This window comes from Acidimicrobiales bacterium (assembly GCA_035316325.1).
GTDB lineage: Bacteria > Actinomycetota > Acidimicrobiia > Acidimicrobiales > VFJN01 > DASXTK01.
The window spans coordinates 38,430-54,793 of the sequence record DATHJB010000017.1 but is presented as its reverse complement, the minus strand read 5'-3'; the positions used below and the strand labels follow the sequence as shown (position 1 = coordinate 54,793).

The following is a 16,364-nucleotide window of genomic DNA, read 5'->3' as shown; positions in this document are numbered from 1 at the left end:
ATGGCGCCATCTGTGTCGAAGTTTCGGGGTTATTTGAGGGGGCGGAGGCCGAGGTCGGCGGCCATCCAGCGGACCTCGGAGCGCAGGGCGTCGACCCAGTCGCGGTCCGACGCCCGGCCCCGGGCGGCCAGCACGTCGGCGAGGGCGTGCTGGGTGAGGGCGACCCACGGGCGGGCCTGCATCTCGGCGTGCTGGCTGAGCGCGGGCATGAGGTAGCGCTCGGCATAGGCCAGGTCGCCGCCCACCGCGGCCAGCCGGCCCATGTGGAAGCCGGCCGTGCCGACGAAGCTGCGGTAGCCGTCGGCGCACCACAGCTCGGCGTGGGGCGCCAGCTGCCGGCGCACGGCCTCGGCGGTGGCGGCGTCGCCCAGCTCGACCGCGGCCAGCGCCAGCAGGCCCAGCGAATGCAGGCAGGTGTCGCCGCCCGGCAGGGGATCGACGCCGTTGGCCAGGTCGTGCATCGCCAGACGGGCCTGGCCCCGGTTGCCGCGGTCGAGGGCGATCAGCACCTGCTCGGCAGGGTCGTAGCCGGTGTCGTCGTCGGCGTCGTCGGCGCCGAGGCGGCCCTGGAGCCAGCGGGCCACCAGCAGCTGGCGGCGGGCCGACGCCGTTGGCGCGCCTTTCTCGGCCAGCGCCGCGGCTCCGGCGAAGTCGCCCTGCGTCACCGCCACCACGACCGCCCGTTGCGCCCGCATGGCCTGGTCACCGGCCCGGCCGAGGGTGTGGTCGGCGGTCTTCCAGTCGCCCGTCAGCGCCGCGGCCATGGCCCGGTGGTGGGCGGCGGCTGCGGCCAGAGCGGCGGCGCGGTCGTGGTCGAGTCGCGTGCTGAGGGCGACCAGCTCGGTCGCCAGGCTGAGGCGTTCGGCGAGGTCCTCCGGGCCGGCCAGCTCGTCGAGCCGGGCGAGCAGCGTGCTCGACGCGGTGGTGACGACCTGCTGTGACACCCCGTCGCCGGCGCCGAGCTCCACGTGCCTGGCGACCAGCCGAGCGGTCACGAGGTCGGTCGGCTCCACCGAGTCGACGAGGTCGTCCACCAGCGCCGCCACGTCCGGGCGGAGGGCGGGCAGGGCGCGGGCCATGTCGGCCAGGCCGAGCGCGGCCCGGGCGGCCAGGTCGGGGCGGGCGCAGCGGCGGGCCTGGAGAGCGGCGCCGAGGAGCACCTGCTCGGCGCGGCTCTCGCCGGCGTCGGCCAGCGCCAGGCCCAGGTCGGTGAGCACCTCGGTCTGCAGGACGAGGTCGTCGCCCGGCACGTGGGCCAGGGCCACCTCGCAGAGCCGCACGACCTCGGCCGGCGCCCGGTCGGCCCGGGCCCGAGCTGCCGCGGCACGGGCCGACGCCACCGCCCGGCGGTCACCGCCGCTTGTCGCCGCGGCGAAGCGGTGCTCGGCGAGCGTGGCCGCGTGGTCGTCCGGCGACCCGGCCCGGAGCGCCTCGATGGCGTCGGCCAGGCGTTCGTGCAGGTGGCGGCGCCGGGGCTCGCTGAGGCGGTCGTACAGCGTGCGGCGCGTCACCTCCTGGGTGAAGCGGTAGCCGGTGCCCACCTCGGCCACCAGCCCGCTGTCGAGGGCCTCGTCGAGGGCGTCGAGCACGGCCAGGCGGTCGAGGCCGAGGGCGTGCTCCACCAGGTCGAGGTCGAACTCCTGCCCGCCCACGGCCGCCACCGCGGCGGCCCGCAGCAGGTCGTGCGCCGCGTCGCCCAGCCCGTCGAGCTTGCGCTCGACCAGGTCCTGCACGCCGGCCGGCACGACGTGGTCGGGACCCTCGTCGATGTCGCGCAGCAGCTCCACCAGCATCAGCGGGTTGCCCGATGTGTCGGCCAGCAGCGACCGGGTGAGCCGCGCCCGCGCCTCGACGGAGTCGCCGGGGCGGATCAGCTCCAGCAGGTCGCGCACGTCGTTCTCGGTGAGCCCGCCCAGCGGGAGGCGCTGCAGCAGGCCGTCGCGGTCGAGGGCCCGGAGCGTGTCGGCGAGCGGGTGGCCGTAGGGGACGCGGGGCTGGGCCAGCGCCACCACCAGCAGCGGCGCCTCGCCGACGTGGCGCACCAGGTGCCGGAGCAGGGCCAGGGAGTCCTCGTCGGCGGCGGGGGCGTCGTCGAGCACGATCAGGATGGGTCGGTCGCCGGCGGCGTCGACCAGGATCTCGGTGACCGCGTCGAACAGCTGGGCCCGGTCGTGGATCGCTCCGGGCGGAGGGTCGTCGGGGCCGGCGACCGACGGGAACACCGTGGCCAGCGCGGCGCGCACCATGGGCCGCCACTCCTGCGTCCAGTCGCGGGGGAGGGCGTAGAGGAAGCCGTCGAGCAGCTCGACCAGTGGCTGGTAGGGGGTGCCGTGGGTGGGGTCGCAGCGGCCCAGCAGCACCAGGGCACCGTCGGCGCCGATCTCACGGGCCGCCTCGCTCGCCAGCCGGGTCTTGCCGCTGCCCGCCTCGCCGCTGATCAGCACCAGCCGGGGTTGCCCCGCCCGCGCGGCCCGCCACGCCGCACGCAGCTCCGCCAGCTCGGCCTCCCGGCCCACGAACGGGGGCGGTGAGCCCGGCGGCATGGCGGGTGCGGCGGCGCGAGGGGCGTCGGCCGCGGCCAGCACCGGCCGGTGGGTCGCCGGGAGCGGGCCCAGCAGCGACAGGTAGGCGGTCTCGGTCTCGGGCGACGGGTCGACGCCCATCTCGTCGACCAGCATCGTGCGCAGCTGCTGGTAGGCCCGCAGCGCCTCGGCGCGGTTGCCGGCGGCAGCGTGGGCCGCCATGCGGCAGCGGTGGGCGCTCTCGCGCAACGGCGTCCGGGCGACGGCGTCGTTGGCGGCGGCCAGGGCGCTGGCGTGGTCACCCAGCTGGGAGGCCGTCTGGCTGAGCAGCTCCAGCCCGGTCACCAGCTGGGCCGCGACCTGCTCGCGCTGGTTGGTCACCCACTCGCCGTCATGGTCGGGCAGGAACGGCGGGCGCAAACGATCGACCGCGGTCTGCGCGAGCCGCCGGGCCCGCTCGACGTCGCCCGCCGCGGTCGCCGACTGGGCCTCCGTCAGGCAGGTGTCGGCGTGCTCGACGTCGACCACCACGTCGTCGGGCAGGTGCAGCAGGTAGCGGCCGCCGTGGGCCACCAGCGGCCCGCCGTCGTCGCCCGAGGCGGCGTCGGGGGCGACGAACGCCCGCACCCGGCTCACCACCGTCCGCAGCGCCGATTCCCAGGTGGCGGGCAGTCCCTCGGGCCACACGGCCTCGGCCAGGGCATCTCGGGTGACGCCCCGCTGGCGCTCCAGGGTGAGCAGGGCGAAGGCCACGCGCGCCTGGGCGCTGCGCAGCCGACGGGGCTGGTCGACGCCGGTCCCGTCGGCCGCGTTCGTCCGACGGATGGTCACGTCCCCCACGAGCGTGATCTCGAGCCCCATCTGCCTCCCCGTACCGTCGTCCCGGAAGAGCCGACACCCAGTGTGACACTGCGTGCGCGAGACAGGGCAAAGGCCGCCACCGCTGGTCGCGGTCGTGCGAACACCTCGCGCGCTCTGCTGTCGGCGACGTTGCGCGTTCTTTGCGGGCCCTGTTGCAAAGTGCTCATCAGCGGAAACGTCCTGGGAGCCAGCGGTGGTCACGTTCGTGGCGGAGCGGAGACCGGTTCCTGGACACCGCGGCGGTGGGCCGGCCTGCGGCGGGGCCGGCCCACTAGCCCAGTCTGGGGAAGGAGCGACCTGGTGACCGACACGACACTGCGCAGCGACACGGCCGGTGCTGGTCGCGGGACACCGTTTGACGGTCGCGCACGCAAACGCCACCCTGCGACCCACATGCCACCGCGCCTGTCTTCCACCCTCGACCGCCTCGAGGCCCGCTACGACGTGGTCGTGGTGGGCTCCGGCTACGGCGGTGCGATCATGGCCGCCCGGCTGGCGGCGGCCGGGCACTCGGTGTGCATCCTCGAGCGGGGCCGCGAGCTGCACCCCGGCGACTTCCCCGACACGCTGCGCGACGCGATCCGCCAGATCCAGTGGCGCCGGCGGGGCCGTCGTCACGGCTCGCGCACCGGCCTCTTCGACCTCCACGCCGGCCACGACGTGAGCGTGCTGGTCGGCTGCGGGCTGGGCGGCACGTCGCTGATCAACGCCGGGGTCGCCCTGCGCCCGCCGGCCTGGGTGTTCGACGACGAGCGCTGGCCCGCCGAGCTGCACAAGCAGGGCGAGGTGCTCGACCCCTACCTGACCCGGGCCGAGCACATGCTGGGCGTCTCCCGCTACCCCGAGCCCGGCGGCGAGTGGCCGACGCCGACCAAGCTCCGTGCGCTCGGCACGGCCGCCGAGTCGCTGGGCGTCACGGTGGAGCGCGCGCCGGTGACGGTGCAGTTCGGCCGCCGGGACGACCCGGGCAGCTGCCAGCTCTGCGGCGACTGCGTCACCGGTTGCAACTACGGCGCGAAGCGAACCGTGAACACCAACTACCTGCCCCACGCCGTGCAGCACGGGGCGCACGTCTTCACCGAGGCGGAGGTCCGCACGGTGCTGCCGGCCCGCCCGTCGAGCGGCGGTCGTTGGCGGGTGTCATTCGACTCGGTGGCCGACCGGCGGGGCCGCTTCGGCGACGCCCCGTCGCTGTTCGTCCACGCCGACAACGTCGTGCTGGCGGCGGGCGCCCTCGGCTCGACGGAGATCCTGTTTCGTTCCCGCACGGAAGGCCTGGCCGTCTCCCCTCGGCTGGGCCACGGGTTCAGCGGCAACGGCGACGCCCTCGCGTTCGCCTACGACGCTGACGCCCCCGTGCGAGGCCTCGGTCTCGGGCGCCGTCCCCCGACGCCCGACACCGAGGTCGGACCGTGCATCACCGGCATGGTGCGCATCCCCGACGGGCCGCGTGGCGAGCTGCTCGTCGAGGAAGGCGCCCTGCCGGGTGCACTCCGTACGGTGCTGCCCGCCGCGTTCGCTTTCGCCGCCGAGACGGGCAGGGCGGGTGGCCCGTTCAGCTTCCTGCGCCGGGTGGTCACCCGGCTGCGGACGTCGTCGGGTGCCCTGCAGCGGACCCTCACCTACCTGGTCATGGGCGACGACGGTGGCGAGGGCCGCCTCACCTACGACGGGGGCGACGGCGTCGACGTCGAGTGGACCGGCGCCGGCGACGAGCCGGTGTTCGACCGGGGCGAGGCTGCCCTCACGACCGCCAGCAAGGCGCTGAACGCCAAGCTGGTGCGCAACCCGTTCTCCACCCCGATGTTCCACGACTCGCTGATCACGGTGCACCCCCTCGGCGGTTGCCCCATGGGCGACGATGCCGGCACCGGCGTGGTCGACCACCGGGGCCGGGTGTTCGACGGCGACGGCACCGCGTTGCACGAGGGCCTGTCGGTGGTCGACGGGTCGATCGTGCCTCGGCCGCTGGCGGTGAACCCGCTGCTCACGATCTCGGCGCTGGCCGAGCGGGCCGCTGACCTGCTGGTCGACGACCTGGTGGCGACCGCCGGCCTCGTCGAGCTCGAGCTCGAACCGCTGGTGGAGGTCGACTACGGCGAGCGCGCCCCCGACGACTCGTGGCTGGAGGCGGTGACACCGTTCATCACGTCGCGCGCGAGGCGCCCGTCATCCACGGCGTCGCAGCCCGGGTCGCCGGGGGCGCCCACGCCCACCCCGAGCCTGCGGTTCACGGAGCGGATGCGGGGCCACCTCGGCCCGGTCGAGACGCCGCTGCCGGTCGACCGCGAGGACCTGCTGGCCGCCGGACGGGCCGGGGCCGACCGGGGCCGGGCCGACGGCTCGACGGTCGAGTTCGTGCTGAGCGTGGGCGTCGACGACCTGCCCGCCCTGCTCGACGACCCCTCGCGGCCCGGCACCCTTGCGGGCACGGTGGTCGCCCCGCTGCTGTCGCCCCACCGGCTGGTGGTGGTCGACGGCCACTTCCAGCTGGTCGCCGAGGACAAGACCCACGTCGACAGCTGGCTGATGCGCTACTCGATGCGCCTCGTCGCCGTGGACGGCCGGCGCTACCGGTTCGAGGGCACGAAGGTGCTCCACGACCGGGCCGGCCTCGACGCCTGGGGCGACACCACCACCATGTACGTCGCCGTCACCGACGAGCGCGCACCCGGCCGCCTGGTCGCCACCGGCGTGATGCACCTGGGCCCCGGCGACTTCGCCCGCCAGATGACCACCATGCGGGTGGGCGGCGTGGCGAGCCGCTGGGAGCGGGCCCGCTGGCAGGGCCGCTTCAGCGTCACGTTCCTGAAGTCGCTGCTCAAGGTGTACGGCGGCCCGCTCGACGACGTCCTGCCCCACCTGCCTGGCGCCAAGCGCACGCCGCTCACGCTCACCGGCGACGGGAGCCGGAAGCTGCGGCTCCCGCAGGCCGAGCCCCGCTGGTGCGACGGATCGGGGCGCTGGCACGAGGGCAACGACCTCGGCGACGACGCCTGGCTGCGCCTCACCCGGTTCGAGGGCGGCCGGCGGGGCCCGGTGCTGCTGGCGGGGGGCTTCGGCATGTCGGCCACGTCGTTCCTGCTCAGCACCGTCGAGACCAACCTCACCGAGCACCTGGTGGCCCGGGGCTACGACGTCTGGCTGTTCGACTACCGCGCCAGCATCGACCTCGAGTCGTCGAAGAGCCAGTTCAACCTCGACGACATCGCCACCGAGGACTGGCCGACCGCCGTGGCCGAGGTCCTGCGGGTGACCGGGGCCGGCAGCGTGCAGGCGCTGGGCCACTGCGTCGGGTCGGCGACGCTGCTGATGGCGCTGGCCTCCGGTCTCGACGGCGTGCGGTCGGGCGTGTGCATGCAGTTCACGCTGCACACCGCCAGCTCGCTGCTGAACCAGACCAAGGCGGCGCTGCGCATCCCGAAGATCGCCGCAGCGCTCGGCCTGCAGCGGGTGCAGCCGCTGCGCGGGCCGACGGTGCCGAACTCCGTGCTCGACACGCTGTTGCGGGTGGTGCCGATCGCGTCCGACGAGCGCTGCGGCAAGGCCGTGTGCCGCTGGGTGAACGCCATGTACGGCTGCACCCATCGGCACGAGCAGCTCGACGACGCCACCCACGACCTGCTCGACGAGCTGTTCGGCGTCGGCAACCTGGCGACGTTCCAGCACTTCGCCGACGTCACCCAGCGCCGCGGCGTGCTCGACGCCGCGGGCGCCGACGTCTACCGGGCCCATCCCGAGCGGCTGGGCCTGCCGCTGCTGCTGGTGCAGGGCGCCCACAACCAGATCTTCCACCCGGAGGGCAGCCTGCGGACGCTGCGCTGGCTGCAGCAGGCCAACGACCCCAAGCTCTACGAGCGGCTGGTGCTGCCCGACTACGCCCACCTCGACGCGCTGATCGGCCGCAACGCGGCGCGCGACGTGTTCCCGCTGTTGTCGGCCCACCTCGACCGCTTCAACGGCTGAGCGGCAGCTCCGCCGCGGGCGGCAGCCCGTGGAGGCCCAGCTCGCGCTCGGCGGCCAGGCTCTCGTCGAGCAGGCGGCCGGCGCGCTCGACGTCGTCGGGGCCGGCACGGGCCGCCAGGGCGTGGGCCAGCCAGCGGGTGGAGAGGGCGGTGAGCTCGACGGCCTCGAGCTCGCGGTGCCGGGCGAGCCCGGACTCGAGCAGGGTGACGGCCTCGTCGTGGCGGTCGAGGACGGTCGCGAGGGTGCCGAGGTAGTGGTCGACGGCGCCGCCGTAGGCCGCGTAGCCGAGGGCGCAGTTGCGGCCGCGGTAGGGCTCCATGGCGTCGTAGAGCTCGGCGGCCCACTCGCGGTCGGCCTGCCCGACGGTGGCGCCCTGGGTGGCCACGACGGTCCACGCCAGCACCGTCGGCCACCAGAAGTAGTCCCAGGGCAGCTCACGGACCTGGCGGGGGTCGGCGGCAGCCAGCTCGGCCCGGGCCCGCTCGTCCTCGCCGGAGAACATGTCGAGCCACAGCGAGATGGCCCAGAAGCGGATGGAGCTGGGGAAGACCATCTTCATGGCTTCCAGGGCGGGGCGGCTGCGCTCGAGGTCGCCGTGAAGCCAGCGGCCGCCGAACGTCTGGACGAAGTGGATGCCGACGCCCTGCACGTGGCCGGCGGCGAGGAGCTCGTCGAGCAGTTGGTCGGCCTGGGCCTCGGCCTCGATGTAGCGGCCGTCGAGCCCGGTCCGCATGATCCGCCACATGCGGGCCAGCCGCAGGTGGTCGGGGTGGCGGACCTGGTCGGCGAGGCGGGCGAAGGTCTCGGCCAGGGCGCTGGCCTCGTCCTGGCACGCCAGGTTGATGAGCGCCGGCATGCGGGCGCGGGCACCCTGGAGGACCAGCTCGGGATCCGCGGTGCGCTCGCCCAGGCGGGTGATCTCCTCGCCGACGGCGACCTGCTCCTCGGCGTCCTCGGGGCCGTCGAGGGTGAGGCAGCGGGCCATCAGCACCTGGGCCAGCACGACGGGTGCGTCGATCCGGCGGGCCATGGCGACGGCCTCGTCGGACTGGGCCCGGCGCTCGGGATAGGGGGCGACCAGGTTCTGCACCTGGGCGTAGCGGGCCAGGGCGATGGCCCGGGAGCGGCTGTCGCTGGTGGGCATGCGCTCGAGAGCCTCGGCGAGCAGGCCGCTGGCGTCGGGGTTCGGGGGTGCGGCGGCAGGCAGGATGCCGCCGAAGCCGAGGGCGGCGCGCACGAACAGGTCGGTGCGGTCGAGGCGCCGGGCCAGCTCGGCGGCCTCCATGTGGCGCTCGTCGCGGGCGGTGAACTCGCCGGCGCGGTCGTGGGCCTCGGCCAGCTCCAGGCGCAGCTCGCAGGCCAGGGCGACGTCGTCCTCGATCGTGCTGCCGACCAGGTCCTGCGCCTCGGGCTCGGCGAGCAGGTGGGCGATGCCGTAGAACCGGTCGTGGGCGTCGATGGCCCGGCCGAGCAGGTTGACCGCGGTCTCGAAGGCGGTCTCCCGGCGGGCGGCCTCGGCGGCGTTGCGGGCCCAGCGGACCGCGGGGCCGATGGTCTGGTAGTCGGCGCCGAGCAGGTGGTGGTGGGCCACCTCGGCGGCGATCACCTCGCCGCCGGCCAGCGCCCGGTTGGCGAGGGCGGTGGCGATGCGACGGTGCAGCGACGCGCTCTCGCTGCCCTCACGGGTCTCCTGGAGGGCGCGGCGCACCAGGTCGTGGGTGAAGGCGTAGCGCGAGCCCCCGGGCTCACGGGCCTGCAGCAGACCCGTCCGGACGCCGTCGTCCAGGGCGGCCTGCAGGGAGATCGGCGTCGCCGCCCGGGCGCTGGCCAGCAGGTCGAGGTCGAAGGTCGGGCCGATCAGGGCGGCGTCGGCCAGGAGGCTGCTCGTGGCGGCCGGGAGCTGCTTGAGCCGCCAGGCCACCACGTCGGCCAACCTTCCGGGGACGGCATCACGGGCCGCCCGCAGCGCCCGGCTCGTGTCGTCGCTGCGGCCGACGCCCCGCAGCACCTCCTGGACGAACAGCGGGTTGCCGGCGGTCCCGTCGGTGAGCCACGTGACCAGGTCGTCGTCGAGCGGGCCGCCGGTGTGGCCGAGGGTCTGCTCCACGAGCTGGGCCACCACGGCCTCGTCGAGCCCGCCGAGGCGCACGTGCTCGAGGCCCTCGCTGTCGCGCTCGAAGCTGTCGGCGCCGGCCTCGCCCTCGCGCAGGGTCGTGAGGATCATCCGGGGGGCGGTGCCGGGGGAGTGGCGCAGGTGGTCGAGCAGCAGCCACGACGAGCGCTCGGCCCAGTGCAGGTCGTCGAGCACCACCAGCAGGCCGCGGCGGCTGGCCAGGCGGTCCAGCCAGGTCTCGATGGCCTCGAACAGGCGCAGGCGCTCGCTCTCGGGGTCGCCCCGCAGCGGGGAGCGGACGCCGCCGACCCGGGCCCCGACGTCGGGCAGCAGGCGGGACAGCTCGTCGCCCCAGCCGTCGAGGTCGATGCGCAGGCGGGGCGTGGGGCAGGCGCTGGCGTAGGAGCCCAGTGCTTCCCGCATGGCCTGGTAGGGGGCGAGGGGCTCGGGATCCCAGCGGCCGTAGAGCACGAGGGCGCCCTCGGCGTGGAGGCGCAGGGCCAGCTCGGCGGCGACGGTGGTCTTGCCGATGCCGCCCTCGCCGGAGAGCACGACCGTGCGACGCTTGCCGTGCAGGGTTGCCTGCCAGGCGGCTTCGAGCGCGGCGAGCGGGTCCTCGCGGCCGAGCACCGGGCCGTGGGCGGCGCGGCGGGCCCATTCGAGGTTGGAGCTGGTGAGGTCGTCGTCGTGGGTGGTGGCGAGGTCGCCGGGGTCCAGCGAGCCGGGGCGCAGCTCGTAGATGCGCTCGGGCGGACGGGTGGGGTCGAGGGCGCGGACGCCGCAGTCGACCAGCTCGGCCTGGCGGGGCAGCGCCGGGCTCGCCATCACCGCTGTCGACGCCGTGACCAGGATCTGCCGGCGTTGCGTCAGGCGCAGCAGGGCTCCGGCGCGCTGGCGGGCGGCGCCGCCGAGGGTGGAGCGGGCGTCGGCGTCGCCGGTGCACAGCGCCATGCGGGGCGGGGCGGCGGCGAGGGTGCGGGCGACCTGCACCGCGGCCAGCGCGGCGCCGCTGGCGATGTGGAAGACGGCGGTGTGCGCGCCCGTCGCGTCGCCGCCGGCTCCGGCGCCCTCGTCGGTGACGGTCCCGCCCGCCGCCCGGACGGCCTCCTGCACCACGGCAGCAGGCGCGACACCCGTGACGTGGGAGTCGTCCGGGGGGAGTTCGATGAGAAGGAACGTCAGGACATCGGACAAGGTCGTTCTCTCCGCCAGCGGCTTCTGACTGTACGCGCCTCCACCAGCCGGCGCCCGTTCGATCGCGGGGACGGCCCTTACCCTCGCCACACCTCGACCCTCAGGTCAAGCATTTGCCCGTGAAACGTGCACCCCCGGTGCCGGCTGGGGCATGGTCGGGCGATGCAGTTCGTGGTGATCGCCCATGACCATGACGACGACGGTGCGCGCGAGCGTCGGATCGCGGTGCGGCCGGAGCACATGGCCCGCTGCGAGAAGATGGTGGAGCTGGGCACGCTCCTGTTCGCGGTCGCCCTGCTGAACGACGCCGAGCGGATGATCGGCTCGGTGATGGTGGTCGACCTCCCCACCCGTGCCGACGTCGAAGCCTGGCTCGACGACGAGCCCTACAAGGTCCACGACATCTGGCGACAGATCGACATCACCCACGGCCGCACGGGCCCCTGGTTCACCCTCCCCGGGAGCGCTCCGGGGTGACGGCGACGACGGCGAGGCTGGCACTCGTCCTCGCCATCATCGGCCTCGTGGGCGTCGCCGCGGCGTGCGGCGACGACGACGGTGCCGACGACGGCGACGACGTCACGCTCAGCGACGAGGCCTCGATCACCTACGAGTTCGGCGACGCGTCGGTGCCGCCGGAGTTCCACCGCAGCTACACCCTGACGATCGACGCGACCGAGGTCCGCGCGGTGGTCGACAGCTACGGCGACGTGATCGAGGACGTCACCGCGCCCCTGCCCGCCGACGTCTGGGACGACCTGGTGTCCGACGGCGGAACCGTCGCCGACCTCGACGTCGAGGACGACGGCGGCTGTGACGGTGGCACCAGCCGGTCCCTCGAGATCACGGACCGCGGCGAGACCCTGGCCGACACCTCCTTCTCGGTGTGCGGCGGCGCCAACGAGGCGCCCGCGGAGGTCGTCGACGCCTACGTGCAACCTGTCCTCGACGCGATCCCCGACTGGGAGGCCCTGGTCGCCACCTGACCGGAGCGACCGCCTACATGATCGAGGGGACCATCGCCTCGATGAGGGTGGGGCCTTCGGTGGCGAGGGCTCGGGCGAGCTGGTCGGAGAGCTCGTCGGCCGTGGTGGCGCGGGTGGCGGGGACGCCGAGTCCCTGGGACAGCGACACGAAGTCGATGTCGGGGCCCGAGAGGTCGAGCAGGGCCTTCGCCTTGGGACCGGGCGCCTCGGCGCCGACCCGGTTGAGCTCCATGTTGAGCACCGCGTACGACCGGTTGTTGTAGAGGATCGTGACCACGTCGAGCCCGTGGCGGGCCTGGGTCCACAGCGACTGGAGGGTGTAGAGGGCGCTGCCGTCGGCCTGCAGGCTCAGCACCTTGCGGTCCGGGCAGGCGACGGCGGCACCGGTCGCCACCGGCATGCCCTGGCCGATCGCCCCACCGGTGAGGCACAGCCAGTCGTGCCGGGGCGAGCCTGCGGTGTGGCCGGGGATCGACAGGCCCGACGTGTTGGCCTCGTCCGACACGATCGCCCCCTCCGGCAGCAGCGCCCCGATGGCCTGGGCGATGGCGTCGGGGGTCAGGGGCCCGGACGGCGTGCCGGGGAGCATCGACGGCTGCAGCACGGCACCGTCGGCCGGAGCGCCCACCGCTTCCGCGAGGGCCTCCAGGGCACCGGTGACGTCGTGGTGGCCCTCGGCCAGCACGTGCACCTCGCAGCCGTCGGGCACCAGGTAGCTGTCCTTGCCCGGGTAGGCGAAGAAGCTCACCGGCGCCTTGCTGTCGACCACCACCAGGTGGCGCAGGCCACCCAGCTGCATGGCCGCGAACTCGGCCAGGTAGGCGATCCGCTCGACCCCCGGCAGGCCGGCGCCCCGCTCGACGCGGGTGGGGAACGTCTCGGCCAGCAGCTTCGCCCCGGCCGCGTTGGCGGCCCGGCTGGCGGCCAGCAGCGCCGGCTCGACCAGGGCCGCCCCGCCCAGCAGGAACGCCGTCGGCTCACCCGAGCGCAGCGCCTTGGCCACGGCGTCGACCACGTCGCCGTCGACCTCCGCCCGGGCCCGGGGCGCCACCGGGTCGGCCACCTCGCCCCCGTCGAGCCAGCTCACGTCGGCCGGCAGGATCAGCGTGGCCACCTCGCCCGGCGGACCGACGGCGGCGGCGACGGCCTCGGCGGCGTCGCGCCCCACGTCGGCCGACGACGCCGACGTGCGGATCCACGGCGACACGTTGCGGGCCACGGTCTCGATGTCGGACTCCAGCTGGGCGTCGTAGTGCTTGTGGTAGGTGGCGTGGTCGCCGACGACGTTGACGATCGGCACATGCCCCTTGCGGGCGTTGTGGAGGTTGGCGAGGCCGTTGCCCAGGCCCGGGCCGAGGTGCAGCAGGGTGGCGGCCGGCCGGCCGGACATGCGGGCGTAGCCGTCGGCGGCACCGGTGGCGACGCCCTCGAACAGCGCCAGCACGCCCTGCATCTCGGGGACGGTGTCGAGCGCGGCGACGAAGTGCATCTCCGACGTGCCCGGGTTGGCGAAGCAGGTGTCGACCCCGCTCGCCACCAGGGTGCGGATCAGGGCCTGGGCACCGTTCATGCGTGATACTCCTCGTCGTCGAAGATCGTGCCGGGGTTGAGGATCCCGTTGGGGTCGAAGGCGGTCTTGATGCGGCGCATCAGGGCGATCTTGGCGGGATCCTCCAGTTCGAGGAAGTACCCCTTCTTGGCCCGCCCGAGCCCGTGCTCCCCGGAGATCGCACCGCCCAGGTCCATGCCCGTCCGGAACAGCTCGGTCATCACCCGGTGGCGCGCCTCCTCGTCCTTCTGGAACACCGCCATGTGGACGTTCCCGTCGCCGGCATGGCCGCAGCCGGCGATCCAGGCGCCGTTGGCGGACGCGATCTCGCCCACCTTCTGCATGAACTCCGGGACGCTGGCCCGGGGCACGACCACGTCGATGATGTCGTCGGCGCCGCTGGCCTTGGCCACCCAGAACGCCTTCTCGCGGGCGTCGATGAGCTGGGTGGCGGCGGCGGGCGGCAGCACGTACACGTCGATGGCGCCCAGCTCGGCGATCAGCTCGCTGACCGTCTGGGCATCCTCGTCCAGGCGGTCGGCGTGGGTGCTCTCCAGCCCGACCACCAGGTAGGCGAAGGCCCGCTCCTTCACGTCGTCGGGGATGCCCAGCTCCAGCCCGAGGTGCGACGACATGGCGGCCATCGTCAGCATGTCGATGTACTCGAGGATGAGCGGGCCGACGCCGCTGGCCACGATCTTCGGCACCGCGTTGGTCACCTCGTCGAGCGTGGTGAAGGGCGCGAGCACGGTGGCGCCGTGGGCCGGGCGGGGATAGAGCTTGAGGTAGGCCTTGGTGACCAGGGCGAGCGTGCCCTCGGAGCCGACGACGAGCTGGGTGAGGTCGTAGCCGGTGGAGACCTTCACGATCTTGCCGCCGCACTGGATCACCTCGCCCGACGGCAGCACGGCGTCGAGGCCCAGCACGTGCTGGCGGGTGACGCCGTACTTCACGGCCCGCATGCCGCCGGCGTTGGTGCTCACGTTGCCGCCCAGGCTGGCCGAGTACTCGCCGGGGAACACCGGGTAGACGAGGCCGAGCGGGGCGAGCACGGCGTCGAGCTGGTCGAGCTGCACGCCCGGCTCGACCACGGCGACGTAGTTCTCCTCGTCGACCTCCAGCACGTGGTTCATGCGCTCGAAGGACACGACGATGCCGTCGGCCTGGGGGACGCAGGCGCCCGACATGCCGGTGCCGGCACCGCGGGCGGTCACGGGGATGCGGTGCTCGTCGGCCAGCCGGAGGACCGCGGCGACCTCCTCGGTCGTCGCCGGGAGCACCACGGCGGCCGGAGCGACGGGCGGGGTGGTGAGGGCCTCGTCGTGGCTGTAGTCGTCGCTGGCGGCGTCGCCGGCGAGCACGTTGCCGGCTCCGACGACCTTCTCGAACAACGGCGTCAGCTCGGCTTGGTCGAGTCCCATCGCATCCCCCGGTCGCTGGATCGGTGGAGCGAGACCCTACCCGGAGTAATCGTCGGGAAGCCCGTAGGCGACGATGCGGCCGTCGGTGGTGCCGACCACCAGGCGCCCGTCGTCGACGATGGGGTCGCTCGTCATGTCGCCGCCGACGGTGATCGTCGTCAACGGGGTGCAGGTCGCGGCACCGCAGCCGGCACGGGCGAAGGCGAGGATCGTGTCGCCGGCGACCTGCGTCACGTACACGACGTCGCCGGCCACGGTGGCCCTGCCGCCCTCGCCGAGCGCGGCCTCCCACTGCACGGCCCCGGTGGCGGCGTTGAGCACGACCAGCCGGTTGTCGCCGGTCGTGGCGAACAGTTGTCCCTCGGCGACGGCCGGTGCGGCGGGGGAGCCACCCAGCTCGGCGGTCCAGAGGACAGCTCCCGTGCTCGAGTCGAGCACCGTGAGGGTGCCGGTCGCGTCGGTGTAGGCGACGTCGTCGTCGCCGACGGCGACCACGCCGGTGGGCTGGCCGCCCAGCTCGGTGAGCCACGTCGTGGTGTACTGCCCGGTCTCGGGGTCGCAGCCGACGAAACCCTGTGCACGCGTACCCGAGTTCCACATGACGTCGGTGCCGACGTAGGCGAAGTCGGTCCGCGGCGGCGGTGGGGAGTTGGGCATGACGCCGGCGATGGACGCGGTGCACGGCCCGTAGATCGAGGCGCTGTAGGGGATCGGGATGACCGAGCCGTAGAAGGAGCCCGTGGTGACGAGCTCGCCGTCGACCACGGCGCTGCCCCACGTGCCGCTCGACTGCCCCCGGTCGTCGACGATGGCGCCCGTCGTCGCCTCGACGAAGGCGTAGCCGCCGACCCGGAGGTAGCCGTAGGGCACGACGACGTTGCCGTCGAGGTACACGGGAGCGCCCATTTGCCACCCCGACACGGAGTGCGTGGTGTCCCAGGCGATCGCGCCGGTGGCGGCGTCGACCCCGATGATGCGGTTCCCCGACGTCCCGTCGGTCGGGGAGACCGCGAAGACCCACCCGTTCACCGACAGCGGCCACGTGACGGGTACGTCACCCGTGTCGGCCGACCACAGCTGCACGACCTGGTCGACGTTGGCGCTGGTGATCGCCGTCTCGTCGGGGTTGTAGCGGGTGTGCCCCGCGTCGAACCCCTGCTGGAGCCAGCAGCCGCCCAACGACGTGGCGAGCGCGGCCACGCCCAGAATCCCCCAGAACCTGCGCATCGCTTTCCCCCTGGTTCGCCTCGGGCAGGAATCTATCCCGTGCCGGCGGGGCAAGGATCTGGCATGACACGCCTCAGTCACGACGAAGCCGAGGCCCGCCTGGTCGAAGTGCCGGGCTGGGGGCTCGCCGACGGTCGGCTCCACCGGGAGATCGAGCTCCGCAACTTCGTGGAGGCCTTCGGCTTCATGACCATGGTCGCCATCCATGCCGAGAAGCTGAACCACCACCCCGACTGGTCGAACAGCTGGAACCGGGTGGTGATCGACATCTCCAGCCACGCCGAGGGCGGCATCACCGAGCAGTGCTTCGCCCTCGCCGCCGCCGTCAACAGCGCCCTCGGCGAGTAGCGGGCGGTTACCCCGGGAGTCCGAAGGCGACCAGGCGGCCGTCCTCCGTGCCGACCACCACCCGGCCGTCGCGGGCGTGCCACCCGTGACCCGGCTGCCGGCCGAGACCGTGGTCAGCGGCGCGCACGGCGGTGGCGACGCGCAGCCGCCGAGCGGGAAGGCGGCCACGTCGCCCGC

Annotated in this window: 9 protein-coding genes; 4 read left to right on the top strand and 5 right to left on the bottom strand. The window is 74.2% G+C overall.

The window, feature by feature from the left end:
• Positions 1 to 29 precede the first annotated feature (29 nt).
• On the bottom strand, positions 30 to 3,383 hold the full coding sequence (locus VK611_02390; GenBank protein HMG40140.1) for an AAA family ATPase: 3,354 nt from the start codon (positions 3,381 to 3,383) through the stop codon (positions 30 to 32).
• A 393-nt stretch (positions 3,384 to 3,776) separates the two neighbouring features.
• Between VK611_02390 and VK611_02385 the strand changes: the two genes are divergently transcribed.
• The gene (locus tag VK611_02385) at positions 3,777 to 7,349 is read left to right on the top strand and encodes an alpha/beta fold hydrolase (protein HMG40139.1); all 3,573 of its coding nucleotides are present in this window, start codon (positions 3,777 to 3,779) and stop codon (positions 7,347 to 7,349) included.
• Here the strand turns inward: VK611_02385 and VK611_02380 are convergent.
• Positions 7,339 to 10,656, bottom strand: coding sequence for an AAA family ATPase (locus tag VK611_02380; GenBank protein HMG40138.1), 3,318 nt, complete (start codon positions 10,654 to 10,656; stop codon positions 7,339 to 7,341). The two genes, VK611_02385 and VK611_02380, sit on opposite strands and share 11 nt — an antisense overlap.
• 162 nt (positions 10,657 to 10,818) lie before the next feature.
• Here VK611_02380 and VK611_02375 point away from each other — a divergent pair, with 162 nt between their 5' ends.
• Entirely contained in the window at positions 10,819 to 11,133 is a 315-nt protein-coding gene (locus VK611_02375) for a YciI family protein (GenBank protein HMG40137.1), read from the top strand.
• Positions 11,130 to 11,642 carry a hypothetical protein gene (locus tag VK611_02370; protein HMG40136.1) on the top strand — a complete coding sequence of 171 codons (513 nt, stop codon included), beginning with the start codon at positions 11,130 to 11,132 and terminating at the stop codon, positions 11,640 to 11,642. The genes VK611_02375 and VK611_02370 overlap by 4 nt, the downstream gene beginning before the upstream one ends.
• 13 nt (positions 11,643 to 11,655) lie before the next feature.
• On the opposite strand, the gene VK611_02365 is transcribed toward VK611_02370, so the two are convergent.
• From VK611_02365 to VK611_02355, 3 genes are read right to left on the bottom strand one after another with little or no spacing between them, the layout of a single operon-like run.
• Positions 11,656 to 13,212, bottom strand: coding sequence for an acetolactate synthase large subunit (locus tag VK611_02365; protein HMG40135.1), 1,557 nt, complete (start codon positions 13,210 to 13,212; stop codon positions 11,656 to 11,658).
• Positions 13,209 to 14,612, bottom strand: a complete 1,404-nt coding sequence (locus VK611_02360; GenBank protein ID HMG40134.1) for an FAD-binding oxidoreductase — start codon at positions 14,610 to 14,612, stop codon at positions 13,209 to 13,211. Before VK611_02360 ends, VK611_02365 begins: the two co-directional genes overlap by 4 nt.
• Before the next feature lie 36 nt (positions 14,613 to 14,648).
• Positions 14,649 to 15,839 carry a PQQ-binding-like beta-propeller repeat protein gene (locus VK611_02355; GenBank protein ID HMG40133.1) on the bottom strand — a complete coding sequence of 397 codons (1,191 nt, stop codon included), beginning with the start codon at positions 15,837 to 15,839 and terminating at the stop codon, positions 14,649 to 14,651.
• Positions 15,840 to 15,902: 63 nt separating this feature from the next.
• Between VK611_02355 and VK611_02350 the strand changes: the two genes are divergently transcribed.
• On the top strand, positions 15,903 to 16,187 hold the full coding sequence (locus VK611_02350; protein HMG40132.1) for a 4a-hydroxytetrahydrobiopterin dehydratase: 285 nt from the start codon (positions 15,903 to 15,905) through the stop codon (positions 16,185 to 16,187).
• Positions 16,188 to 16,364: the final 177 nt, after the last annotated feature.

What these genes read in the sequence shown, in the direction of transcription:
- VK611_02375 (HMG40137.1), top strand. Translation starts at nt 10,819, where the DNA reads ATGCAGTTCGTGGTGATCGCCCATGACCATGACGACGACGGTGCGCGC.
- VK611_02355 (HMG40133.1), bottom strand. Translation starts at nt 15,839, where the DNA reads ATGCGCAGGTTCTGGGGGATTCTGGGCGTGGCCGCGCTCGCCACGTCG.
- VK611_02385 (HMG40139.1), top strand. Translation starts at nt 3,777, where the DNA reads ATGCCACCGCGCCTGTCTTCCACCCTCGACCGCCTCGAGGCCCGCTAC.
- VK611_02350 (HMG40132.1), top strand. Translation starts at nt 15,903, where the DNA reads ATGACACGCCTCAGTCACGACGAAGCCGAGGCCCGCCTGGTCGAAGTG.
- VK611_02365 (HMG40135.1), bottom strand. Translation starts at nt 13,212, where the DNA reads ATGAACGGTGCCCAGGCCCTGATCCGCACCCTGGTGGCGAGCGGGGTC.
- VK611_02390 (HMG40140.1), bottom strand. Translation starts at nt 3,383, where the DNA reads ATGGGGCTCGAGATCACGCTCGTGGGGGACGTGACCATCCGTCGGACG.
- VK611_02360 (HMG40134.1), bottom strand. Translation starts at nt 14,612, where the DNA reads ATGGGACTCGACCAAGCCGAGCTGACGCCGTTGTTCGAGAAGGTCGTC.